Source organism: Enterobacter kobei (genome assembly GCF_001729765.1).
GTDB lineage: Bacteria > Pseudomonadota > Gammaproteobacteria > Enterobacterales > Enterobacteriaceae > Enterobacter > Enterobacter kobei.
Genome location: NZ_CP017181.1, coordinates 1750724 through 1773394, shown reverse-complemented (window position 1 = coordinate 1773394; position 22671 = coordinate 1750724). Strand labels below are relative to the sequence as shown.

Here is a 22671-nt window from a genome sequence, read left to right as displayed (position 1 = left end):
AGCGGGCTGCGGGTTGCAGTACTTCCCGGTATAAGGATTGTTCTCTGGAGAGTTCTACCCAGGCAATTCCCCTGATAATTGCGCTGTGTTTCCGTATGAAATACAGGCAACCGACACTCTGCGCCTCTTAAGCGAGCGACAACCGTGAGGTTGGCGACGTGAACAGACACGAGGCCATCGGTTCATACCCCGGAAAGCGTCACCTTGCCCGCAGCTTTGTCGTCAATGTAAGAATAACGAGTAAGTTACGATGAAAAGAATGTTAATCAACGCAACTCAGCAAGAAGAGTTGCGTGTCGCCCTTGTGGATGGGCAGCGCCTGTACGATCTGGATATCGAAAGTCCTGGACACGAACAGAAAAAAGCGAACATTTACAAAGGTAAAATCACCCGCATTGAACCCAGCCTTGAAGCTGCATTTGTTGATTACGGTGCTGAGCGTCATGGTTTCCTCCCTCTGAAAGAAATCGCCCGCGAATATTTCCCTGCCAACTACAACGCCCATGGCCGCCCAAACATCAAAGATGTTCTGCGTGAAGGTCAGGAAGTTATCGTCCAGATTGATAAAGAAGAGCGTGGCAACAAAGGTGCCGCACTGACGACCTTTATTAGCCTGGCAGGGAGCTATCTGGTGCTGATGCCAAACAACCCGCGTGCGGGTGGCATCTCTCGCCGTATCGAAGGTGATGACCGTACCGAGCTGAAAGAAGCGCTGGCAAGCCTTGAGCTGCCGGATGGCATGGGACTTATCGTGCGTACCGCAGGCGTGGGCAAATCTGCCGAAGCGCTGCAGTGGGACTTAAGCTTCCGTCTGAAGCACTGGGAAGCTATCCAGAAAGCTGCAGAAAGCCGCCCTGCTCCGTTCCTGATCCACCAGGAAAGCAACGTTATCGTGCGTGCCTTCCGTGACTACCTGCGTCAGGACATCGGTGAAATCCTGATCGACAACCCAAAAGTGCTTGAACTGGCTCGCCAGCACATCGCCGCACTGGGTCGTCCGGATTTCACCAGCAAAATCAAACTGTACACCGGCGAAATCCCGCTGTTCAGCCACTATCAGATTGAATCCCAGATTGAGTCCGCCTTCCAGCGTGAAGTGCGCCTGCCCTCTGGCGGTTCTATCGTAATCGATACAACAGAAGCGCTGACCGCAATCGACATCAACTCCGCACGTGCCACACGCGGCGGTGACATCGAAGAGACCGCCTTCAACACCAACCTTGAAGCCGCAGATGAAATCGCCCGCCAGCTCCGCCTGCGCGACCTGGGTGGTCTGATTGTTATCGACTTCATCGACATGACGCCGGTCCGCCACCAGCGTGCGGTCGAGAACCGCCTGCGTGAAGCGGTACGTCAGGATCGTGCACGTATCCAGATTAGCCATATCTCGCGCTTCGGCCTGCTGGAGATGTCCCGCCAGCGTCTGAGCCCGTCGCTGGGTGAATCCAGCCATCACGTTTGTCCGCGCTGCTCCGGCACCGGTACCGTACGTGATAACGAATCTCTCTCCCTCTCTATCCTGCGTCTGATTGAAGAAGAAGCGCTGAAAGAGAACACCAAAGAGGTTCACGCCATTGTCCCTGTGCCAATTGCCTCCTACCTGCTGAACGAAAAACGTGCTGCAGTGAGTGCTATCGAAGCACGTCAGGGCGGCGTTCGCTGCATCATCGTGCCAAACGACCAGATGGAAACCCCGCACTACCATGTGCTGCGTGTCCGTAAAGGTGAAGAGACCAGCACGCTCAGCTATCTGTTGCCGAAACTGCACGAAGAAGAGATGGCGCTGCCTTCCGATGAGGAACCCGCCGAGCGCAAACTGCCAGAGCAGCCTGCGTTAGCCACCTTCATCATGCCAGAAGCACCGCCAGAAGCGGCCCTGGAAAAACCGGTCACTAAACCTGTCGTGCAGAAACCAGAAGCCGCGGCACCGAAAGCCCAGCCGGCGCAACAGGGTCTGCTGAGCCGCTTCTTCGGCGCGCTGAAAAAGATGTTTGCGGGTGAAGAAGTCCAGCCAGAGCAGCCGAAAGAAGAACCAAAAGCGGCTAAACCTGAGCGTCAGCAGGATCGTCGTAAACGTCAGAACAACCGCCGCGATCGTAATGACCGCAACGACCGTAACGATCGTAACGACCGTCGTGACAACCGTTCAGACAACAGCGAAGGCCGTGAGCAACGCGAAGACAACCGTCGCAACCGTCGCGAGAAACAACAGCAGAACGTTGAAGATCGTGAAATTCGCCAGCAGGCGGGCGATGAGTCTGAGAAGGGCAAACAGCGTGACGACCAGCAGCCACGTCGCGAACGTAGCCGTCGTCGTAACGACGAGAAACGTCAGGCCCAGCAGGACGTCAAAAACCTGAACCGCGAAGAGCCTGTAGAGCAGCAGGACAGCGAGCAGGAAGAACGTACTCAGGTTATGCCACGTCGTAAGCAGCGCCAGCTGACGCAGAAAGTGCGCATTGGTGCTCCTCAGGCAGAAGAAACCGCAGCTGTAGCGGCTGAAGTACCGGAAGCCGCAACGGGTACGCAGATTGCAAAAGTTGATCTGCCAGCCGTTGTGGAAAATCACGTTGAGCAGGATGAGAATGGGGAAAACCGTGACAACGCAGGCATGCCGCGCCGTTCACGTCGTTCTCCGCGTCATCTGCGCGTCAGCGGCCAGCGTCGTCGTCGTTACCGTGACGAGCGTTACCCGACTCAGTCTCCAATGCCGTTGACCGTCGCGTGCGCGTCACCTGAAATGGCATCCGGCAAAGTCTGGATCCGTTACCCGGTTGCTCGCCCGGAGCAGGCTGTTGAAGAACAGGCTGTGACCGAAGAGGTGATTGCACATGTCGCCGCGGTTGAAGAGGTCGTGACTGAAGCCGCAACCGTGGTTAAGCCTCAGGCTGTTGAAACAGCAGAACCTCAGGCTGTAGAAGTCGAAACCACGCACCCTGAAGTGATTGCCGCGCCGGTTGAAGCCGCTCCACAGCTGATTGCTGAAGAAGATGTCGTGGTCGCTAAGGACGTCGCTGAAGAGGCTGAACCTGTAGCCGCAGTGGAAGAGACCGCTGAAGCCATCGTCGAAACCACCGCTGAAGACGTTGTTCAGGACGTTGAGATTCAGGTTGAACCGGTTGTCGAAGACGTGAAAGCGCCTGAAGTGGAGCCAGAGCCGGTTAAGATTGTCGCCGCGCCTGCGCCAGTTCACGTTGCAACAGCGCCGATGACACGTGCTCCGGCACCGGATTATGTGCCTGAAGCACCGCGTCACAGCGACTGGGTTCGCCCGGAATTCAACTTCGAAGGTAAAGGTGCAGCCGGTGGTCACAGTGCTACGCACAAGGCAACTGCACCAGCCACCCGTCCGCAGTCTGTTGAATAACGGACGCTGGCGCTGAAAGCCGACCTTCGGGTCGGCTTTTTTATGGCTGCTGCACGGGCTTTCTCATTCCCGTGACCTCCGGCATGACCTGCCGCATCAACTCCAGAAAACGCCGCAAACGGGCAGGATAATAACGAGACCAGGGATAAACCAGATGCACCGGTAATGCCGCCGGTTGCCACTCTGGCAGCACATGCACCAGTCGCCCTTCCCGAATATCGTCTTGTACCGTCCAGCTTGACACTACCGCCACACCCAGCCCGGTGAGTGCCGTTTTACGTGCAACATACAGGCTGTCGGTGCTGAGGCGCGGAGTAATGTCAATTCGCGCGGTGGCTGACGAAGCATCATGAAAAAGCTCTACATGACGCTGGTAGAAAGAGTTAATGGCAATCCACGGAAACGGTTGCAAATCCTCAGGCATGTTAACCGCCGGGAAACGGGCCAGTAATGCCGGAGATGCCACCACCGAGCGCGGCACTTCCGCCAGCAGCACGGATACGGTCGCCGGATCGACTTCTGCCCCCACCCGAATAGCACAATCAAGGTTGTCACCGAGAAAATCAGCCGACCGATCGTTGAGCAACCATTCAATGGAAAGCTGCGGATAACGCTGCAAAAACTCGGTTAACGGTTGCAGGAGTTGATCCTGACCAAACGCGTGCGGTGCCCGCACCCTCAGCACACCTACCGGTTCATCTTCCGTCTGCCCCACCTCATCTTCCAGTGCCAGCCAGCTGTCAATCACCCGACGAGCGTGCTGATAGCAGCGTTCACCGTCATCCGTCAGCCGTGTCGTATGGGTGGTGCGCAACATCAGGCGTACGCCCAGCATCGTCTCAAGCGATTGCAGCCGTCGACTCACCGTGGCCTGGGTTGTTGCCAGCTGGCGTGCCGCAGCAGAGAGTGAACCAGCCTCAACAATACGGACAAACGTTCGCATTAACTCCACCCTGTCTATACGCTCAACTCTTTTCATTATCTTTCCACTTATACGTTCAACGTATAAGCGTTTTACCACCGGGCCCGCTACCGTCGCAAGGCGTCCTGGTAAAAAATAGCCGTACACCATGAATGAGGAATGTCTTATGAACACAACCACTGCCGCCCATGCCGTAAGCCGCTGGGTCATTTTAATGCTGGCACTCGGGGCTGGCTTTAGCGTGGCATCTATCTATTATGCCCAGCCTCTGCTGCCCCTGATGGGCGCAGACCTTCACCTGAGTATCGAAGGAATGGGCATGGTCCCTACGCTCACCCAGGCCGGTTATGCCTTAGGGATCCTGTTCCTGTTACCGCTCGGTGACCGCCACGACCGCAGGACGTTAATACTGATAAAAAGTGCTGCGCTGGCGCTGTTTCTTCTTGGCTGTAGTCTGACCGGACAGATCCACTCCCTGCTGCTGACGAGTCTGCTCATCGGCATGGCCGCCACCATGGCGCAGGATATTGTCCCGGCAGCGGCTATTCTTGCGCCGGAAGGTAAACAGGGGAAAACCGTGGGTACAGTGATGACCGGTCTGCTGCTGGGGATTTTGCTCTCCCGAACCGTCAGCGGTGTCGTGGGCGAAGCGTTCGGCTGGCGCGTGATGTATCAGCTGGCTGCGGTAAGCATTGCATTTATCGGCGTGGTGATGTGGGCGGTACTTCCTCGTTTTGCCATTCACTCCACGCTGAGTTATCCCGCGCTTATGCGCTCAATGGCGCATTTGTGGCGTCGTTACCCCGCTCTGCGCCGTGCGGCGCTGGCTCAGGGTTTTCTGTCGATTGCCTTTAGTGCCTTCTGGTCTACGCTGGCGGTCATGCTGCTGGAACGCTATCACCTCGGGAGTGCAGTCGCGGGTGGTTTTGGTATCGCCGGTGCGGCCGGTGCGTTAGCCGCGCCGCTGGCGGGTGGTCTGGCAGACAAATTGGGTGCCGGGAAAGTCACGCAGCTCGGTGCAATCCTCGTGACCATCTCGTTTGCCCTGATGTTCCTGATGCCCGCGCTGGGGGTGCACGGACAGCTGGTTCTGATTGCCCTCTCTGCCGTCGGGTTCGATCTGGGTCTGCAGTCCAGCCTGGTTGCACACCAGAATCTGGTCTATAGCCTTGAACCGCAGGCGCGCGGTCGTCTTAACGCCCTGCTCTTTACCGTGATCTTTATCGGCATGGCATTGGGCTCCGCATTAGGCAGCAATATTTATACGCTGGCGGGCTGGACGGGCGTGGTCGCTCTGGCAACGGTATGCGGCATCATTGCGCTGGCAATCCGTCTGGTTGAAAGCGCCCGCCTCGCCTCAGCGCCGGCGGAAATGGCATAAAAAAAATGCCCAATCCAGACGGATTGGGCAGCAAAACATGCCCAGTTTCAAGACATGTTCTAAGAGGTCAAGATGTTATTTGTCCAGCTGGAACAGAGACATGCCCTGCATATCGCTAAACGCTTTATAAGAGGCCTGCAAGGCCGCCTGCTGCATGGTGTAGGATGAAATTACCGAGTTCCAGTCCACGTCAACCAGGTCACTCATCTGTTGGGTCTGGCCCAGAGCACGGTCTTCACCCAGAGAATCCAGCTTGCCTAGCTCATCCAGCTTAATGCCGAGATCGGCGCGCACGGTCAGAACGTTGTTGAGAGAGTTGCTCAGGCCACGGTTGGCTTTATCAATAGCCGCAGTAAACGCCTCGGCTTTCGTTTCGTCATCACCAATCGGCGTATTCAGCGCCCCGATAGCGGTGTCGAGGATCTTGAACAAATTCGTTTCCTGCGTACTCCCCGCCGGCTCTGGTTTCGCATTGCTGGTGAAGCTGTCGAAAACTTCTGCGCCCGTATGGCTTATTTGCATCGTACGCGCGGAGTCAACCTGCTGGCTGATTGGCGTCCCGCCGCCCTTATAATCACCCGTAGTCTGGTCAAAAGCCGCCGCTTCGGTTTTGTATCCTGAAAAGATATAGCGACCGTTACCGTCCGTGCTGTTAGCCAGGTTCATTAGCTGATCGCGAATACCTTGCAGGTTCGTTGCCAGCGAAGCGCGGTCATCATCACTTAACGTGCCGTTGCCCGCATTGACAATCTTTTCCTGAGCAGCCTGGATAGCGGTTGTCACTTGCGATAACACGTTCTCTTCCAGCGAAACTTTTGTCGTAGCGAAGGAGCGCGCCAGCGCATACTGGCTGTTTTGTGTTTGAGCCTGAGAGAGCACAACGGCCTGCGAGGCGGCAATCGGGTCGTCAGAAGGACGGTTGACGCGCTTACCCGTAGACATCTGCTCGCCGTAGCTTAGCCAGAGGCTTTGGGAGTTCGTCACGCCGCGCATGCTTTGCTCATACATCATTTGAGTACTAATACGCATTTTTTATGCCTCAGCCTTAGCGGATATTGATCAATGCATCAAACAGCGTACTCGCCGTTTGAAGCACCTGCGCATTCGCCAGATAGTACTGCTGATAGCGCTGGAGGTTGCCATACTCTTCATCCAGGTTAACCCCGGAGATTGACTGCTGTTGTTTGGTAAGCTGCGTCACCACGTTAACTTTGGTTTCACTGCTGGTTTTCAGCGACGCCGTGGTGCTACCCACCGTACTGACCAGTGAGGCATAAGCATCGTTAAAGGTTTTATTCCCACCCACCAGCCTGGCGCTCTGCAAATCCAGGAGCTTTTGGCCATTGGTATTGTCGCTTGCTCCGCTTCCATTCGCTGAAGCCATCGCCAGTTTGGACTCGTCGCTGATCGTAACGTCCATATTGATGATAACGTCATTCACCGGTTTGACGATGAAACTGTCTTTATTATTGGCTGAGCCACTAATATTGACGTTGAGACCATCAAACGACAGATTACCACTGGTATCAGGCTGGGCCGTGAAGCTGGTGTTGTCTGAAAGACGCGTAATTGTCCAGTCAGTACCGTTGTACTCAACTTTATAGTTTGTCGCCTGGACCTTAGTACTGTCCGTCATCGTGGCCGTAACAGACGCACTTCCGGTATTTTTGCCATTACTCAGCACCGCCGGAGATCCAAAGTCGAACAGTTTACCGCCTGGGTCCCCGTTTGCATCAAAGCCAGCCTGATGCTGGGTATTCATGGCATCAGCAAACGCCAGCGCCATCTGGTTAAGCGTATTTCGCGCCTGATCCAGATCCTGAGAACGAAACGTTAACAGCCCCCCAAGCGACCCCGTGGTGATCTGTTTTTCCTTGATCTCCACGCTACCCGCTACGGCATCCACATAAGCAATGGTTGTACGCGCAGGATCCGCGCTGGATTTCACCGCCGCCAGCTGGCTTGCGTTGCTGCCCTGTACCAGGCTGTAGCCGTTGGCGATAGAGATGTTGTAGGTGCCACTGTCCTGTATGGTGACGTCAACACCGACAATCTTATTCAGTTCACTCACCAGCTGATCGCGCTGGTCGAGCAGTTCGTTAGGCGATGCACCCGCGCCAACACCGGTGAGACGGGAAATCTGATCGTTCAGATTGGCAATCTGCTTCGCATAGTTATTGATCTGATCGACGCTGGTAGAAATCGCCGTATTAACCTGTGAATCCTGGTCACGGAGATACTGATCGTTCGTTTTGAACTGATTCACCAGACCGTCCGCTTTACCCAGCACCGTTTGACGTGCAGCCGGGTCTTCGGCGTTGCTCACCAGCGTTTGCAGACTCTTGAAGAAATCCTGCAGGGTGGTGGAAAGCGAGTTCGTGGTATCGGAGAGCACATCGTCAATTTTTGACATCTGCTGATAGCGCGTCGTCAGGCCGCTGCTCTGGGTCTGCGCGGCGCGCAGCTGGTTGGTGATGAAAGCGTCATACTCACGCTGGACACCGGAGACATACACCCCGTTACCCACCCAGCCACCGCCGGTCAGCGTGCTGTTAGAGGCACCCAGTACCGTGGTCTGGCGGGTGTAACCTGCCACGTTATAGCTTGAAATATTATTACTGACGGTATTGAGTGCCGACTGCGCGGCACTGAGGCCACTCATGGCACTGTTAATCAAACTGGACATGGGGGTTCCTTTTATACGTTCAGACACGAGTCCTGATGAAGGTTATCGGCAACCTCCACCGGGACTTGAGAACTTTCAGAACAGATTTTCAATATCTGTGCTATAGGCTTTACTGACCTTCTCGCCCATGGATTTCAGCTGCTGGATCATGCTGGTAAGCTTACGTGCGTAGTTCGGGTCGGTCGCGTAGCCTGCGTTTTGCAAGGCCTGAGCGCCCTGCTCCGCCGTCGCCGCCTGCGTAACGGCGGTATAACGTGGATTTCGGCTCAGCAGACCGACATAGTCGGACAATGCTTCCAGATAGGAGCTGTAAACACGGAATTTCGCTTTCACCTTCACCGCCGCACCGTTCTCGTATTCGGTGGTGGTGATCTCCGTTGTCGGTCCCTTCCAGCTGGAGGTGGCCTTCACGCCAAAGATGTTAAAGCTCGGGTCGCCGTTTTCCTTACGGATCTGGCGCTGGCCCCACCCGGATTCCAGCGCGGCCTGAGCCAGAATCAGATGGTGTGGCACACCGCTCTGCTCACTGGCAAGGCGGGCCGGCAGCGAAAGCTGCGCCAGAAAGTCTTTGCTGTCACCGGAGAGCGGCTCGTCGCTGCTCACCGTCGCCTTCGGTATCGCTTTACGCACCATTTGCGTCAGGGCCTGGTTCTGATAGCTGGTCACCGTTTGCAGGTCAAACTTCATCGGTACCTGCTGCGGCTCATCTTTCGGCTGGATCCCCTGCGCGGCTTCGGTCTGTTTGACTATCATGTCAGCCAGACCGAGGCCTTTACCGGCGGTCATCTGCTGCGCAATCTGCTGGTCATACATGCTGGTGTAAAGACGCGTTGAATCGCTGCTGAACATCCCGTCTTTCGGCAGGGTTTCACGCATGCTTTTCAGCATCATCTGTACAAACATCCCTTCCACCTGGCGGGCGACCGGGCGGATATTCGCCGCCGGGTCTTTACCTGCTTTGGTTTTCAGTTCGTTGAGCGACTGGGCATCCCAGGCGGCACTGGTCAACAGTTTGCTATCGGTCAGCATCAGATGATTTCCAGTTTGGCGCGCAGACAGCCTGCACTTTGCATGGACTGCAGAATGGACATCAGATCCATCGGCGTGGCACCCAGCGCATTCAGAGCACGCACGACGCTGTTCAGGTTGGCGCTGGAGCGTACGCTCTGCAGAGAACCACCGCTCTGACGTAAATCAATCTGCGTTTGTGGCGTCACCACCGTCTGGCCGCCACCAAATGGGGTATCCGGCTGGCTGACGTTGGCAGAACGGTTAACCGTCACGGAGAGGTTACCCTGCGCCACGGCGCAGCTATCCAGCGAGACTTCCCGGTTCATCACCACGGAGCCCGTACGGGAGTTGATGATCACTTTGGCATCCTGAACAGGGACGTTCACTTCCATATTCTGGATATCGGCCAGCATGCGCACCTGGTTGCTGCTGCCCGTGGAGGTACGGATCTGCACGGTACGGGCATCCAGCGCCGTCGCACTGCCATAGCCGCGGCTGCGGTTGATGGTGTCGGCGATCTGCTGCGCCATGGTGAAATCTTCGTTGTTCAGCTGCAGGTTGATGGTATTCCCGGCGCCGAACTGGGTCGGCAGTTCTCGCTCAATGATCGCGCCGTTGGTAATGCGTCCGCCGTTCAGCTGGTTCACCTGCACGCTGCTACCGCCAGCTGAGGCCCCCGCACCGCCGACCAGAATGTTACCCTGCGCCAGGGCATAGACCTGGCTGTCGACGCCTTTCAGGGGCGTCATCAGCAGCGTACCGCCGCGCAGGCTTTTGGCGTTCCCCATAGAGGAGACCACCACATCAATGGTCTGCCCCTGGCGTGCAAACGCCGGGTAAGAGGCCGTGACCATGACCGCAGCCACGTTTTTCAGCTGCATGTTGGTTCCCGCCGGAACGGTAATACCGAGCTGGGAAAGCATGTTGTTCAGGCTCTGCGTCGTGAATGGCGTCTGGGTTGTCTGGTCACCCGTACCGTCCAGCCCCACCACCAGGCCATAGCCAATCAGCGAGTTCTCGCGTACGCCCTGAACGCTGGTGAGATCGCGAATACGGTCAGCCTGGGCAAAGGTAGCCACCAGAACCAGCACCACGGCGAAGATCGATTTAAACATGGGTCACCTCGCTTACATCGGCGATAAATTAAGGAAGAAGCGCTGCAGCCAACCCATATTTTGCGCTTCATTAATGTAGCCGTTACCGACGTACTCAATGCGCGCATCCGCCACCTGAGTGGACGGAACGGTGTTGGTGCCGCTGATGGTGCGTGGATTCACCACGCCCGAGAAGCGAATGAATTCAGTGCCCTGGTTAATGGCGATCTGTTTTTCACCCACAACGTGTAAGTTGCCGTTGACCAGCACCTGGTCAACCGTGACCGTCAGCGTACCGCTAAAGGTATTGCTGGCGTTCGCGCCACCTTTACCGTTAAAGGTATTGCCGCCGGAAGCCTCAACGTCCGCTCGCGCATTGCCGAAGAGCCCTTGCAGATAACGCGGTACGGTGTCAAAGCCAAAATTGGTTTTGCCATCGCGGCTGGCATTCGCCGACGAGCTCTTGCTCGCGCTGACGTTTTCCTGCAGAACAATGGTCAATGTATCGCCGACGTTACGCGGGCGGCGATCTTCAAACAGCGGCTGATAACCGTAATTAATCGGCTGCGCGGTCTGGAAAATAGAGCCGTTTACCACTGGCGCAGGGCCAGGAACGGGTTGGGCAGTCGTCGCACCCTGGACCAATGGTTTAGACGGGATCCAGGCACACCCGCTGAGGGTGACGGCCAGGACAGTCAGTATCGGATAACGAAACGCCGCGTTTTTTTGCATTGCCTTCATCTTCGAAAACAGGGAGCCGGTGCGGCGTTTACCGCACCGGGCTACACCTTAGAGTTGCGTCAGTTTTTGCAGCATCTGATCGGTCGTCGAGACTGCTTTACTGTTAATTTCATACGCGCGCTGAACCTGGATCATATTCACCAGCTCTTCCGCCACGTTCACGTTGGAGGTTTCTACATACCCCTGATACAGCAAACCCGCACCGTTCAGGCCAGGCGTGCTTTCATTTGGCGTACCGGAGGATTGCGTTTCGGTGTAGAGGTTCTCACCAATGCTTTCCAGACCGGTATCGTTCATGAAGGTGGTCAGGTTAAGCTGTCCGACCTGGACCGGCGCAGCCTGGCCCTGCTGGGTCACGCTGACCACACCGTCGCGGCCGATAGTAATGCTCAGGGCGTTCGCCGGAATGGTGATCGCAGGTTGAACCTGGAAACCGCCCGCCGTCACCAGCTGGCCGTTCTGATCGACCTGGAACGAGCCGTCACGGGTATAGGCAGAAGTACCGTCAGGCAACTGCACCTGGAAGAAACCCTGACCTTTGATTGCCACGTCTTTACTGTTGTTGGTCTGAGACAGGTTGCCCTGGCTGTGCAGACGCTCGGTGGCCACCGGGCGAACACCGGTACCGATCTGCAGACCTGACGGCAGCGTCGTCTGTTCAGAAGACTGCGCGCCCGGCTGACGGATGGTTTGATAAAGCAAATCTTCGAAAACGGCGCGCTGACGCTTGAAACCATTGGTGCTGACGTTTGCCAGGTTGTTGGCAATCACATCCATGTTGGTTTGCTGCGCGTCCAGGCCAGTTTTCGCGATCCATAAAGAACTGATCATAAAGAGTCCTGTTAACTCATAGACAGAAGTTGGTTAGCCTTGCCCGCGTTTTCATCCACGCTGCTGATAATTTTCATCTGCATTTCGAAACGACGGGCGCTGGCGATCATGTCGCTCATGGCGGCTACTGGCTTGACGTTACTGCCTTCCAGAACGCCGGACATCACGCGGATGCTCGGATCGGCCTGTAACGTAGCACCACGGGTAGCCTGAGCAGCCTGGGTCAGACGGAACATCCCGTCGTCACCACGCTGCACCTCTTTGCCTTCCGCTTTCACCAGTTTCAGTCGTCCGACAGGGGCAACGGTATTGGCCGGATCGCCCGGGTTCAACGCGGAGATGGTACCGTCAGCAGCGATGGTCAACTCAGAGCCTTCAGGCACCGTCAGCGGACCCGCTTCCCCCATCACCGGATGACCCTGAATCGTCAACTGGCCGGTTGCACTAACCTGGATATTCCCGTTACGGGTATAGCCTTCGCCGCCATCAGCGGTCTGCACCGCCAGCCAGCCGTCCTGCTGCAGCGCAACATCCAGCGGGCGTGAGGTGTAATCCATCTGCCCTGGCGTCATATCTGCGCCAGGGGTAGAGGCGGCGACCAGCGTACGGGTCGGCAGGGAAAGACCTTCTACCGGCACCGCGCGCAACGCATTCAGCTGCGCGCGAAAGCCCGGCGTCGAGGCGTTTGCCAGGTTGCTGGCAGTAACGGCCTGCTGATTGAGCGTCTGACTTGCCGCGCCCATCGCGGTATATATTGCGTGATCCATTGCGCTTTCCTGTTAGCCGCTTAACGCAGGTTAACCAGCGTGTTGAGGATCTGATCCTGGGTCTTGATGGTCTGCGCGTTCGACTGATAGTTACGTTGCGCGACAATCATGTTCACCAGCTCTTTACTCAGATCGACGTTTGAGGCTTCCAGCGCACCGTTGGTCAGCGTACCGAAGTTACCGCTTCCCGCTGTACCCAGCAGCGCCACGCCGGAGGACTGGGTAGCCGACCAGACGTTATCGCCTTCAGACTTCAGGCCTTCGTTGTTGGCGAAGTTTGCCAGCACGATCTGACCCAGCACCTGAGTCTGTTCGTTGGAATAGTTCCCCACCACGGTACCGTCATCGTTGATCTGATAGCTCACCAGTTCGCCCGGCTTGAAGCCATTCTGGCTGGTCGCCACGATATTGTTTGCGCCGGTGTTCTGCTGCATAGAGTTAGCAAAACTCATGGCGAAGGTCGCAGGGGTCGCACCCGGGATGGTCCCGGTCGTCAGGTTGATGTTTCCACCACCGGTCAACGTCCCGTTATTATCGAAGGTCAGCGTGGTGGCCAGTGCCGCCGTGCTGCCTGCCACGCTACCGTCCTGGGCATACACTTTCCAGGAGTTGGCCGGAGTCGCATCTTTGACGTAAAACAGGTTCATGTTGTGCGCATTACCCTGGCTATCAAAGACGGTTACCGTGCCTTTTTTGTTGTAGGTATCCGGGTTAGCCGGATCAAAGGCGGTGGTCGGTGCGGTGTCGGTGGAATTGAGGTTAATCTGCTGGGAAGCCGTGGAGGTGGACTTCGCGGCCATCAGCGTGGTCGGGATATTAATCGCCTGTGGATTCGCACCGGTCTGAACCGTTGATGGCGTGCCGGCAACCGGATAACCGGTTAATTGCATCCCCTGCATGTTCACCAGGTTACGGTTCTCGTCCAGCTTAAACTGGCCGTTACGGCTGTAGAACACCGAGCCGTTTGCATCGACCATACGGAAGAAACCGTTCTGGCTGATGGCAACGTCCAGGCCGCGCCCGGTATTGGTGGTGGTGCCGTCGGTAAAGTCCTGAGTGATACCCGCAACTTTGACGCCCAGACCCACTTTGGAACCGGCAAACATGTCTGCAAAGGAAGCAGAACCGGATTTAAAACCATAGGTCGCGGAGTTGGCGATGTTGTTGCCAATGACATCCAGGTTGGTGGCCGCAGCATTCAGGCCGCTGACCGCTTGAGAAAAGGCCATGACTTACTCCTGATAAGTGTTAAGGCTTAGATAATCTGCCGAACTTCGTCGAGTGTGGTGGTACCCGAGGTACCCAAATCCAGTTTGTTGCCGTCGCCCCCTCTAATCACGCCCTGAACCAGCGCGAACTGCAGCGGCTGCGCCACCAGCTGGGTTGTCCCGTTGCTGGCGCTAATCGCGACTTTGTAGGAGCCATTTGGTGCTTTGGTGCCGTCCGCCAGGCTGCCATCCCAGGTAAAGGTATGAACGCCCGCCTTCAGCTCACCAATGTCGATGGTGCGAACCACCGCGCCGGTCGAGTCGGTGATCGTCGCAGTCACTTTGTCAGCGGCCTGCTGCAATTCAACGCCAAACGGGGTCGTCGTGGTGGTCGAGGTACCGTCTGTGGTGCTGGTGCCGGCAAGAATAGTGGTGCCCGGGATCATTACCCCGTGACCAATCAGGCTGGCCGCCTGCAGAGACTGGCTGCTGTTAATCTGGCCGGAGACGGAACCCAGGGTCGTGTTAAGTTTCTCAATGCCGCTCACGGTACTGATCTGCGCAAGCTGCGTCGTCAGTTCGTTGTTCTGCATTGGATTCGTGGGATCCTGGTTCTTCAGCTGAGCAACCAGCAGCGTCAGAAAGCTGCTCTGCAAATCGGAGGCGTTACTTCCCGTCAGGGAGCTGGAGCTTGTCGAACTTTGGGTGTTATTAACACCCGTGTTCGTGGGATCATTCACATTGACGGCGATGGACATGCGTGTCTCCTTTACTGGCCGAGAGTGAGTGTTTTGAGCATCATGCTCTTCACGGTATTAAGCACTTCGACGTTCGCCTGGTAGCTACGAGAGGCCGACATGGAGTTCACCATCTCACCTACCACATCCACGTTTGGCATCTTCACGTATCCGTTAGCGTCCGCAAGCGGGTTACCGGGCTCATACACCAGCTTGTCCGGCGCCTGGCTCTCTACCACGTCAGACACCTTCACGCCGCCCGTGGCCGCACCGGGCGCCGCATCGACCTGAAAGACGACCTGTTTGGCACGGTAAGGCTGTCCGTCAGGTCCGGTCACGCTGTCGGCGTTCGCCAGGTTACTGGCCGCCACGTTCAGACGTTTGGACTGAGCGGTTAACGCCGAACCGGCGATATCAAAAATGTTCAGCAAGGCCATTTATCAGTTGCCCCCCTGCAGGACGTTCATCATGCCTTTGATTTGTCCGCCGAGTAGGGTCAGGCCCGTCTGGTATTTCAGGCTGTTATCGGCGAACTGCGTACGCTCCCGGTCCATATCCACGGTGTTACCGTCGAGTGATGGCTGGTCGGGGATGCGATAAAGTAAATCGGTCGCTGGCGCGGTCATCGCCTGAGCAGGAATATGGCGAGAGGATGTCATGGCAAGTGCAACACCCGTTCCTTCGGCACGTCCACGCTCCATCACCTTTTTGAGTTCACTGGAAAAATCAATATCGCGCGCCTGATACCCGGGCGTATCGGCGTTAGCGATGTTGGCGGCTAAAATCTCCTGCCGCTGGGCGCGTAAATTGAGCGCTTCCTGCTGAAAACGTAACGCGGCGTCGAGTTTATCGAGCATGTCTCCTCCGCTGATGGCAAAATTTCAGTTCACAGCTTAAATCTCACCCGGTCTCCCCTATCGACGGAATAAGCGCAAAATGCGTCGCTATTTATTCCGTTGATGCAAAACCACTGCAGGTAGAATTCAGTCAACTCTGGAAACGGTGGAACTTGCGATGCAAACGTTAAAACGTGGTCTGGTGGCGGCTTTCTTGCTGTTTAGCCCTCTGGTGCAGGCTGAAGGTTTACAGGATCAGTTAACGGCTTTCTTTGCGGAAAAGCTGGCAGGCTTTAGCGATGACGTTACCGTTACCGTACGTACGCCCCCGAATCTGTACCCCACCTGTGAGCAACCGTCATTCAGCGTCACGGGAACCACGAAGCTGTGGGGCAATGTGAACGTGCTGGCTCGCTGCGCCAACGAAAAACGCTATTTACAGGTTGCCGTTCAGGCGACGGGCAATTATGTTGTTGCCGCCGTGCCTATTGCGCGTGGCAGCCTGCTGCAGGCAAACAGCGTGACGTTGAAGCGCGGGCGCCTGGATCAGCTCCCGCCACGGACAATGCTGGAAATGAACCAGGCACAGGATGCCGTCAGCCTGCGCGATGTTGCGCCAGGCCAGCCGATTCAGCTTTCAATGCTGCGCCAGGCATGGCGTGTCAAAGCGGGACAGCAGGTGATGGTTGTGGCCAACGGAGACGGCTTTAGCATCAACAGTGAAGGGAAAGCGTTAAACAATGCCGCGGTCGCGCAAAACGCCCGCGTCAGAATGTCCTCAGGCCAGGTGGTGAGCGGAACCGTCGATTCTGATGGGAATATTCTGATTAACCTATAATCTTTTTAAAGATTTCGCGGCGCGTGCCGATAAATATTCAACTAATGATGATGTCAGGCGCAAACGCCGCGAACCCTCGATGAGGACAACACTATGAGCATTGATCGTACATCAGCCCTGAAGCCGGTAAGCGCTGTACAGCCTCGCGAAACGAATGACGCTGCCCCTCAGAAAACGCGTCTGGAAAAACCGTCAACGTCTAACAGCACCAGCGTGACGCTGAGCGATGCCCAGGCAAAACTGATGCAGCCCGGCAGCAACGATATCAATATGGAACGTGTGGAAGCGCTGAAAACCGCAATTCGTAACGGCGAGCTGAAAATGGACACCAGCAAAATCGCTGACGCCCTGATTCAGGAAGCACAGAGTTTCTTACAGAGTAACTAACCGTATGAGTCGACTGTCAGAAATACTGGATCACATGACGGTTGTCCTGAACGACCTGAAAACGGTAATGGACGCTGAACAGCAGCACCTCTCTTCCGGTAACATCAACGGCAGTGCGCTGCAGCGGATTACTGAGGATAAGAGTTCGCTTCTGGCGACGCTGGATTATCTGGAGCAGCAACGACGCGCTGAGCAGGATCCTAAGCGCAGCGCCAATGACGATATTGTTGAGCGCTGGCAGACCATAACGGAAAAAACCCAGCACCTGCGCGACCTCAACCAGCATAACGGCTGGCTGCTTGAAGGCCAGATAGAGCGTAATCAGCAGGCGCTTGAGGTGTTGAAGCCGCATAAAGAAACCGGACTGTACGGTGCGGATGGTCAGACAGCGACAGCGCGCATTGCGGGTGTGAAAAAGATTTCGATTTGACGCATCTGCGACAAATCATGCAGTGGGGAGCACCCTAAGGTGAACTCCCCTTTTGGCGTTTATGCCGTACGGCGGGCAAACTCTTTCACTTTGAAGCCCAGTACGGCGAGCGTGGCAAAGTAAGCTACCACCCCGACGCCCACCACGGCCATCAGCCGCATCAGACGATAAGGCATCGTGCCCTGGGACCACTCTGGCATAACATGCATCATCCCGAGTAATGCCGCAGACATCACCAGTACTGCAATAATCAACCGCACAAGGAAGCTCGCCCAGCCCGGCTGCGGCGTAAAGATATCCTGCTTGCGCAGTTGCCAGTACAACAGCCCGGCATTCAGACAGGCCGCCAGACCAATAGACAGCGACAGACCGGCATGCTTCAGCGGGCCGATAAACGCCAGGTTCATCAGCTGCGTCATAATCAGCGTCACAATGGCAATTTTCACCGGCGTTTTAATGTCCTGACGCGAGTAGAACCCCGGAGCCAGCACCTTGACGACAATCAGCCCCATCAAGCCGACGGAGTAGGCAATCAGCGCCCGCTGGGTCATCGCGGCGTCAAAGGCAGTGAATTTACCGTACTGGAACAGGGACACAGTCAGCGGCTTGGCCAGAATCCCCAGCGCCACCGCACTTGGCAATGCCAGCAGGAAGCAGAGACGTAACCCCCAGTCCATCAGGCGGCAGTATTCATCATGGTTGCCGCTGGCAAAGCTTTTTGACAGCGACGGCAGCAGGATGGTCCCCAGCGCCACGCCCAGCACACCGGATGGAAACTCCATCAGACGGTCCGCGTAGTACATCCACGACACAGAGCCCGACACCAGGAAAGAGGCAAAGATGGTGTTGATGATAAGCGAGATCTGGCTGACGGAGACGCCAAGAATGGCGGGCCCCATCTGCTTAATCACGCGCATCGCGCCGGCATCTTTGAGATTAATGCGCGGCAGCACCAGCATACCGATTTTCTTCAGGTGCGGCAGCTGATACGCCAGCTGCAGCACGCCGCCCACGGTTACCGCCCAGGCCAGCGCCAGTACCGGTGGGTTGAAATGCGGCGCGGCGAACAGGGCAAAACCGATCATGCTGACGTTAAGGAACGTCGGCGCAAACGCCGGAACGGAGAAACGGTTCCAGGTGTTCAGTATCGCCCCCACCAGCGAGGCCAGCGAGATCAGCAGAATATAGGGGAAGGTAATGCGCAGCAGCTGCGAGGTCAGTGCAAATTTATCAGCCGTATCGGCAAAACCGGGGGCGGTCACCAGAATCACCCACGGCGCGGCCAGCATCCCGATAACGGTCACCACGGCTAGCGCCAGGGTCAGTAGCCCAGAGACGTAAGAGACAAAGACGCGGGTCGCATCCTCGCCCTGCTTGCTTTTATATTCCGCGAGAATAGGCACAAATGCCTGCGAAAATGCCCCTTCCGCAAAAATACGACGCAACAGATTTGGCAATTTGAACGCGACGAAAAAGGCGTCCGTCGCCATTCCTGCACCAAAAACCCTTGCCACAATCGCGTCACGTGCAAAGCCCAGCACGCGAGAAAACATGGTCATCGAGCTGACTGCCGCCAGCGATTTTAATAAGTTCATTAACGTGAATTTCCAGAACCATACGGATGTGTAGGCCGGGTTAGCGTAAGCGCTACCCGGCAAAGCCAACAAGCGGCGCTTAGTCTAACCGGATTTCATCGAATTACTATCGGCAGATGTTACAGCGAATTATTCACTCATGGCATCGCGCCAGAGCCTTTCCACAATGCGCTGCGCCAGAATGGCCTGCTCGCCGGACGTTTCAGGAACCGTCTGATTTTGCACACAGGTGATGAAGTGACGGGCACATCCTGCGAAACCACGCTGCTCAAGCGTACTTTGCCAGCCGGGTGCAGGAGGCGTAGCAACGCCATTGCCCTTCTCTTCGCGCCACTCGCGCATATCGGTAATGTCATACAGCGCACCGTCGGTGACGGCCTGAACGAACTCACGCTGGCTGCCCGCACGACGGTGCATACTGGTGGTAATCTGAAGATGCTCAACGGCAAAATGGTGTTCCGCGTACACCATCTCCCCTCGTTCGTTAGTGACCAGGGTGCCGCTTTTCAGCTGTGCATTACCGTTGCTCAGCCACAGCGCGGTATCCACCACGTGAAGATAATCATCAAGAAGGGTAAAACGCAGATCGTTCGGCCCTACGCTGTCGGTACGATGCTTATCCATACGCAGCGAAGCCATATTGCCGGACTGCGCTTTCAGCTGCTGGTAAAGCGGCGCAAAGCGGCGGTTAAACCCCACCATCAGGGTCAGGTTTTTACGCGCCGCCAGATCAATCAGGCGTTCGGCGTCCTGCACGTTTTCCGCCAGCGGTTTATCCACGCAGACGTGGACGCCCGCATTGAGCAGCTCGCTTACCACCTGATAGTGGGTGGCCGTAGAGGTATGCACAAAGACGGCGTCACACTCGCGGGCCAGATCCTGCAGCGAGGCGGCATACGGAATACGCCAGGTTGCGCAGATACGCTCTGCTTTTTCACGGCCAGGAGACCATGCGCCTTGCAGCGTCCAGTCGGTCGCAGCCCCTAAAACCGGTAGCCAGGCTTTTTGCGCTATTCCGCCCAGCCCCACGACGCCAATGCGTAATTTTTTCACCGTCAGTCTCCCAAATGTGCCAGTAATGCATCCAGACGTTGTTTCAACCCGGCAACCTCACCTTCCAGAGCCTCCACACGGGCAACCAAATCGTCATCGCCAGTTGTTATATCGGTTACAGGAGACTTAACTGAAATATCAACGTCACCGCAGAAGAGATGCATATAGCGGCTTTCACGTTTACCCGGCTCGCGGGCCAGACGGACAACGTACGGGCCATCTTCACGTGCGGCCAGCCCCTCCAGCGTCTGCTCAACTTCCTGCATGTCGCTAAACTCATGCATACGGGAAGCACGCGTGCGCAGCTCCCCTGGCGTCTGCGCCCCGCGCAACAGCAGCGTAGTAACGACCGCCACTTCGGCGCTGCTCAGCTTCAGGTCGCCAAATTCGGAGTTACAGAAACGCTGTTCGTATTTGGTCACGCGGTTACCGAAGCCGCTGACGGTGCGCAGATAGTGGCGTTTTACCAGCGCATCCAGCACCTCCTGAACGTCATGCTCGCTGAGGTTCATCACCGGCTCACGGTTCGTTTTTTGGTTACAGGCCATGGTCACGGCGTTAACAGAAAGCGGATACTGTTCCGGCGTGGTGACCTGTTTTTCGAGTAAGCACCCAATCACGCGCGCTTCTGTACCGTTTAGCTGATACTTCATCTTTTCTCCTTAACGACCTGCAGTCCAGTCACGGGTGGTTAACGCCGTCAGCACGTGGTCACGCCACTCGCCGTCTATCAACAAATAGTCTTTGGCGTAACCTTCTTTCTCGAACCCTAAGCGCGCCAGTAAATTTCCGCTGCGCTGATTATGCGGCATATAGTTCGCCATAATGCGATGAATGTGTTGCGTACGTTGCATATAGCGGATTGCCGCCGTTAACGCCTCGTACATCAGCCCCTGCCCCTGCCATTTCTGACCGATGGAGTAGCCAAGGTAACAGGCGTGAAACGACCCGCGCACCACATTCGAGAAATTGGCGATCCCGATAATTTCTTTCTCTTCTGGATCCAGCAACGCAAAATAAAACGCGCTACCCTGCTTATGAAATTCCGCAATCATGCTGAGGCGCGCCTGCCAGCCGGAGGGGTAACAATGGCTCTCATCCCGAACGGGTTCCCAGGGTTTCAAAAACTGGCGATTCTCGGCGTAATAATCCGCCAGACGCCAGGCATCACGCTCATGCACCAGACGAACGACCAGCCGGTCCGTTGTCAGACGCACTTTTGGCACATTACTGCGATAGCCAAACATCAATACCACTCCTTCCCGTCACTTCAGCTTGCCCATTAGCTTTACTATACCTGCGCCCGTGCCGTCTGTGAAAACAGTGACATACCATTTTCACCTCTTTTCACCTTTTTCAATGAAAACTCTCTATCAAAGCACCCTTTTGATAAAAAAATATTGTCGCGTCCAGGGGTGGGAAAAAACGTGGCGACACCGCAGAATGTTAGCGTGCTCACCTTCTTATTTTCCCTGGAGGGAAAATGTCCCGCGTATCACAGGCGAGGAGCCTGGGTAAATATTTCCTGTTAGTCGATAACATGCTGGTCGTGCTCGGCTTTTTTGTCGTGTTCCCTCTCATCTCGATCCGCTTTGTCGATCAAATGGGCTGGGCGGCGGTAATGGTCGGTATTGCCCTGGGACTGCGTCAGTTTGTCCAGCAGGGTCTGGGCGTCTTTGGCGGCGCGATCGCTGACCGCTTTGGCGCTAAACCAATGATCGTGACCGGTATGCTGCTCCGCGCGGCAGGCTTTGCCACGATGGCCGTTGCCCACGAGCCCTGGCTGCTCTGGTTCTCCTGCTTCCTCTCAGGTATCGGCGGCACGCTGTTTGACCCGCCCCGTACCGCGCTGGTGGTGAAGCTGATTCGCCCGCAGCACCGGGGGCGTTTCTTCTCCATTCTGATGATGCAGGACAGTGCCGGCGCGGTGGTTGGCGCATTGCTGGGAAGCTGGCTGCTGCAGTACGATTTCCGTCTGGTCTGTGCGGCCGGGGCGGTACTCTTTATTCTGTGCGCGCTGTTTAACGGTCTCTATCTTCCCGCCTGGAAACTGTCGACGGTAAAAGCGCCGGTGCGCGAAGGGCTAGGTCGCGTGCTTCGCGACAAGCGTTTTGTCACCTACGTATTGACCCTGACCGGGTATTACATGCTGGCCGTGCAGGTGATGCTGATGCTGCCGATCATGGTAAACGATATTGCGGGCACGCCTGCTGCCGTTAAATGGATGTACGCCATTGAAGCCTGCCTGTCACTGACGCTGCTCTACCCCATCGCCCGCTGGAGCGAACGGCGTTTTCGCCTGGAACATCGCCTGATGGCCGGGCTGTTTCTGATGACGCTGAGCATGATGCCGATCGGTCTGGTGAGCTCGCTCCAGCAGCTGTTTACGCTGATTTGCACCTTCTATATCGGCTCCATCATCGCCGAGCCCGCCCGGGAAACGCTGAGCGCCTCGCTTGCGGACGCGCGTGCCCGCGGCAGCTATATGGGATTCAGCCGACTCGGTCTGGCCTTTGGTGGCGCGTTAGGCTACACCGGCGGCGGCTGGCTGTTCGATGCCGGTAAAGCGCTGAATCAACCGGAACTGCCGTGGATGATGCTCGGCGCAGTGGGCTTTATGACGTTACTGGCCCTCTGGTGGCAGTTCAGCCAGAAGCGCAGCGCGAGCGGTATGCTCGAGCCGGGCGCATAATCCTTCTCGTTGGCGGGAGAACTCTCCCGCCTCACTTCTCAGTATTTTCTGCTGGTTTCTGCCATTTCACACTGACATACTGACGCTACAGGACA

At 56.3% G+C, this 22671-nt stretch carries 22 protein-coding genes; 6 read left to right on the top strand and 16 right to left on the bottom strand.

All coding sequences use genetic code 11. From position 1 onward, the window contains the following. The first annotated feature begins 250 nt into the window (after window positions 1–250). Entirely contained in the window at window positions 251–3367 is a 3117-nt protein-coding gene (gene rne / locus BFV64_RS08480) for a ribonuclease E (protein ID WP_059373423.1), read from the top strand. A 40-nt stretch (window positions 3368–3407) separates the two neighbouring features. Here the strand turns inward: rne and BFV64_RS08475 are convergent, their stop codons facing one another. Continuing rightward, window positions 3408–4439 carry a LysR family transcriptional regulator gene (locus BFV64_RS08475; protein ID WP_081330953.1) on the bottom strand — a complete coding sequence of 344 codons (1032 nt, stop codon included), beginning with the start codon at window positions 4437–4439 and terminating at the stop codon, window positions 3408–3410. A gap of 16 nt (window positions 4440–4455) precedes the next feature. Between BFV64_RS08475 and BFV64_RS08470 the strand changes: the two genes are divergently transcribed. Then, window positions 4456–5670: an MFS transporter gene (locus BFV64_RS08470; RefSeq protein WP_045135546.1), complete on the top strand. Its 1215-nt coding sequence runs from the start codon at window positions 4456–4458 to the stop codon at window positions 5668–5670. Between the two features lie 75 nt (window positions 5671–5745). On the opposite strand, the gene flgL is transcribed toward BFV64_RS08470, so the two are convergent. From flgL to flgB, 11 genes are all read right to left on the bottom strand, one after another. Next, the gene (gene flgL / locus BFV64_RS08465; RefSeq protein ID WP_069601917.1) at window positions 5746–6699 is read right to left on the bottom strand and encodes a flagellar hook-associated protein FlgL; all 954 of its coding nucleotides are present in this window, start codon (window positions 6697–6699) and stop codon (window positions 5746–5748) included. A gap of 16 nt (window positions 6700–6715) precedes the next feature. Then, window positions 6716–8356, bottom strand: a complete 1641-nt coding sequence (flgK, locus tag BFV64_RS08460; protein ID WP_047027493.1) for a flagellar hook-associated protein FlgK — start codon at window positions 8354–8356, stop codon at window positions 6716–6718. Window positions 8357–8431: 75 nt separating this feature from the next. After that, on the bottom strand, window positions 8432–9385 hold the full coding sequence (gene flgJ, locus BFV64_RS08455; RefSeq protein WP_023332690.1) for a flagellar assembly peptidoglycan hydrolase FlgJ: 954 nt from the start codon (window positions 9383–9385) through the stop codon (window positions 8432–8434). Further along, complete coding sequence (locus tag BFV64_RS08450; RefSeq protein WP_069601916.1) at window positions 9385–10482, bottom strand: flagellar basal body P-ring protein FlgI; 1098 nt, start codon at window positions 10480–10482, stop codon at window positions 9385–9387. Before BFV64_RS08450 ends, flgJ begins: the two co-directional genes overlap by 1 nt. A 12-nt stretch (window positions 10483–10494) precedes the next feature. Further along, window positions 10495–11193, bottom strand: coding sequence for a flagellar basal body L-ring protein FlgH (gene flgH / locus BFV64_RS08445; RefSeq protein ID WP_003857987.1), 699 nt, complete (start codon window positions 11191–11193; stop codon window positions 10495–10497). Between the two features lie 57 nt (window positions 11194–11250). Further along, a complete protein-coding gene (gene flgG, locus BFV64_RS08440) occupies window positions 11251–12033 on the bottom strand; it encodes a flagellar basal-body rod protein FlgG (protein WP_008500810.1) in 783 nt (260 codons plus the stop codon). An 11-nt stretch (window positions 12034–12044) separates the two neighbouring features. Beyond that, entirely contained in the window at window positions 12045–12800 is a 756-nt protein-coding gene (locus tag BFV64_RS08435) for a flagellar basal body rod protein FlgF (protein WP_045281249.1), read from the bottom strand. Between the two features lie 20 nt (window positions 12801–12820). Further along, the gene (gene flgE, locus BFV64_RS08430; protein WP_069601915.1) at window positions 12821–14029 is read right to left on the bottom strand and encodes a flagellar hook protein FlgE; all 1209 of its coding nucleotides are present in this window, start codon (window positions 14027–14029) and stop codon (window positions 12821–12823) included. 26 nt (window positions 14030–14055) lie between these two features. After that, on the bottom strand, window positions 14056–14766 hold the full coding sequence (gene flgD, locus BFV64_RS08425) for a flagellar hook assembly protein FlgD (RefSeq protein ID WP_014883363.1): 711 nt from the start codon (window positions 14764–14766) through the stop codon (window positions 14056–14058). Between the two features lie 11 nt (window positions 14767–14777). Beyond that, complete coding sequence (gene flgC / locus BFV64_RS08420; protein WP_013097138.1) at window positions 14778–15182, bottom strand: flagellar basal body rod protein FlgC; 405 nt, start codon at window positions 15180–15182, stop codon at window positions 14778–14780. Window positions 15183–15185: 3 nt separating this feature from the next. Next, on the bottom strand, window positions 15186–15602 hold the full coding sequence (gene flgB, locus BFV64_RS08415) for a flagellar basal body rod protein FlgB (RefSeq protein ID WP_014883362.1): 417 nt from the start codon (window positions 15600–15602) through the stop codon (window positions 15186–15188). 157 nt (window positions 15603–15759) lie between these two features. Here flgB and flgA point away from each other — a divergent pair, with 157 nt between their 5' ends. The 3 genes from flgA to flgN all read left to right on the top strand — a co-directional run bounded on the left by flgA (window position 15760) and on the right by flgN (window position 17236). After that, window positions 15760–16419: a flagellar basal body P-ring formation chaperone FlgA gene (flgA, locus tag BFV64_RS08410; protein WP_014883361.1), complete on the top strand. Its 660-nt coding sequence runs from the start codon at window positions 15760–15762 to the stop codon at window positions 16417–16419. A 93-nt stretch (window positions 16420–16512) separates the two neighbouring features. After that, on the top strand, window positions 16513–16806 hold the full coding sequence (flgM, locus tag BFV64_RS08405) for a flagellar biosynthesis anti-sigma factor FlgM (protein WP_023332688.1): 294 nt from the start codon (window positions 16513–16515) through the stop codon (window positions 16804–16806). Between the two features lie 4 nt (window positions 16807–16810). Beyond that, entirely contained in the window at window positions 16811–17236 is a 426-nt protein-coding gene (flgN, locus tag BFV64_RS08400; protein ID WP_014883359.1) for a flagella biosynthesis chaperone FlgN, read from the top strand. Between the two features lie 59 nt (window positions 17237–17295). Here the strand turns inward: flgN and murJ are convergent, their stop codons facing one another. From murJ to rimJ, 4 genes are all read right to left on the bottom strand, one after another. After that, window positions 17296–18831 carry a murein biosynthesis integral membrane protein MurJ gene (gene murJ, locus BFV64_RS08395; protein ID WP_045269404.1) on the bottom strand — a complete coding sequence of 512 codons (1536 nt, stop codon included), beginning with the start codon at window positions 18829–18831 and terminating at the stop codon, window positions 17296–17298. A 129-nt stretch (window positions 18832–18960) separates the two neighbouring features. Then, entirely contained in the window at window positions 18961–19884 is a 924-nt protein-coding gene (locus BFV64_RS08390; RefSeq protein ID WP_045281250.1) for a Gfo/Idh/MocA family protein, read from the bottom strand. Window positions 19885–19886: 2 nt separating this feature from the next. Beyond that, window positions 19887–20537 carry a YceH family protein gene (locus BFV64_RS08385; protein WP_045135504.1) on the bottom strand — a complete coding sequence of 217 codons (651 nt, stop codon included), beginning with the start codon at window positions 20535–20537 and terminating at the stop codon, window positions 19887–19889. 9 nt (window positions 20538–20546) lie between these two features. Beyond that, window positions 20547–21131: a ribosomal protein S5-alanine N-acetyltransferase gene (gene rimJ, locus BFV64_RS08380; protein WP_014883355.1), complete on the bottom strand. Its 585-nt coding sequence runs from the start codon at window positions 21129–21131 to the stop codon at window positions 20547–20549. Between the two features lie 236 nt (window positions 21132–21367). Between rimJ and mdtH the strand changes: the two genes are divergently transcribed. Beyond that, the gene (gene mdtH / locus BFV64_RS08375; protein WP_014883354.1) at window positions 21368–22576 is read left to right on the top strand and encodes a multidrug efflux MFS transporter MdtH; all 1209 of its coding nucleotides are present in this window, start codon (window positions 21368–21370) and stop codon (window positions 22574–22576) included. Window positions 22577–22671 lie beyond the last annotated feature (95 nt).

Bases quoted from the DNA above. Each gene is read 5' to 3' on its own strand.
- flgN (WP_014883359.1), top strand. From the start codon at position 16,811: ATGAGTCGACTGTCAGAAATACTGGATCACATGACGGTTGTCCTGAAC.
- BFV64_RS08435 (WP_045281249.1), bottom strand. From the start codon at position 12,800: ATGGATCACGCAATATATACCGCGATGGGCGCGGCAAGTCAGACGCTC.
- flgK (WP_047027493.1), bottom strand. From the start codon at position 8,356: ATGTCCAGTTTGATTAACAGTGCCATGAGTGGCCTCAGTGCCGCGCAG.
- flgH (WP_003857987.1), bottom strand. From the start codon at position 11,193: ATGCAAAAAAACGCGGCGTTTCGTTATCCGATACTGACTGTCCTGGCC.
- murJ (WP_045269404.1), bottom strand. From the start codon at position 18,831: ATGAACTTATTAAAATCGCTGGCGGCAGTCAGCTCGATGACCATGTTT.
- BFV64_RS08385 (WP_045135504.1), bottom strand. From the start codon at position 20,537: ATGAAGTATCAGCTAAACGGTACAGAAGCGCGCGTGATTGGGTGCTTA.
- BFV64_RS08475 (WP_081330953.1), bottom strand. From the start codon at position 4,439: ATGGTGTACGGCTATTTTTTACCAGGACGCCTTGCGACGGTAGCGGGC.
- flgL (WP_069601917.1), bottom strand. From the start codon at position 6,699: ATGCGTATTAGTACTCAAATGATGTATGAGCAAAGCATGCGCGGCGTG.
- flgJ (WP_023332690.1), bottom strand. From the start codon at position 9,385: ATGCTGACCGATAGCAAACTGTTGACCAGTGCCGCCTGGGATGCCCAG.
- flgB (WP_014883362.1), bottom strand. From the start codon at position 15,602: ATGCTCGATAAACTCGACGCCGCGTTACGTTTTCAGCAGGAAGCGCTC.
- rne (WP_059373423.1), top strand. From the start codon at position 251: ATGAAAAGAATGTTAATCAACGCAACTCAGCAAGAAGAGTTGCGTGTC.
- flgM (WP_023332688.1), top strand. From the start codon at position 16,513: ATGAGCATTGATCGTACATCAGCCCTGAAGCCGGTAAGCGCTGTACAG.
- rimJ (WP_014883355.1), bottom strand. From the start codon at position 21,131: ATGTTTGGCTATCGCAGTAATGTGCCAAAAGTGCGTCTGACAACGGAC.
- BFV64_RS08450 (WP_069601916.1), bottom strand. From the start codon at position 10,482: ATGTTTAAATCGATCTTCGCCGTGGTGCTGGTTCTGGTGGCTACCTTT.
- mdtH (WP_014883354.1), top strand. From the start codon at position 21,368: ATGTCCCGCGTATCACAGGCGAGGAGCCTGGGTAAATATTTCCTGTTA.
- BFV64_RS08470 (WP_045135546.1), top strand. From the start codon at position 4,456: ATGAACACAACCACTGCCGCCCATGCCGTAAGCCGCTGGGTCATTTTA.
- flgA (WP_014883361.1), top strand. From the start codon at position 15,760: ATGCAAACGTTAAAACGTGGTCTGGTGGCGGCTTTCTTGCTGTTTAGC.
- flgD (WP_014883363.1), bottom strand. From the start codon at position 14,766: ATGTCCATCGCCGTCAATGTGAATGATCCCACGAACACGGGTGTTAAT.
- flgC (WP_013097138.1), bottom strand. From the start codon at position 15,182: ATGGCCTTGCTGAACATTTTTGATATCGCCGGTTCGGCGTTAACCGCT.
- flgE (WP_069601915.1), bottom strand. From the start codon at position 14,029: ATGGCCTTTTCTCAAGCGGTCAGCGGCCTGAATGCTGCGGCCACCAAC.
- flgG (WP_008500810.1), bottom strand. From the start codon at position 12,033: ATGATCAGTTCTTTATGGATCGCGAAAACTGGCCTGGACGCGCAGCAA.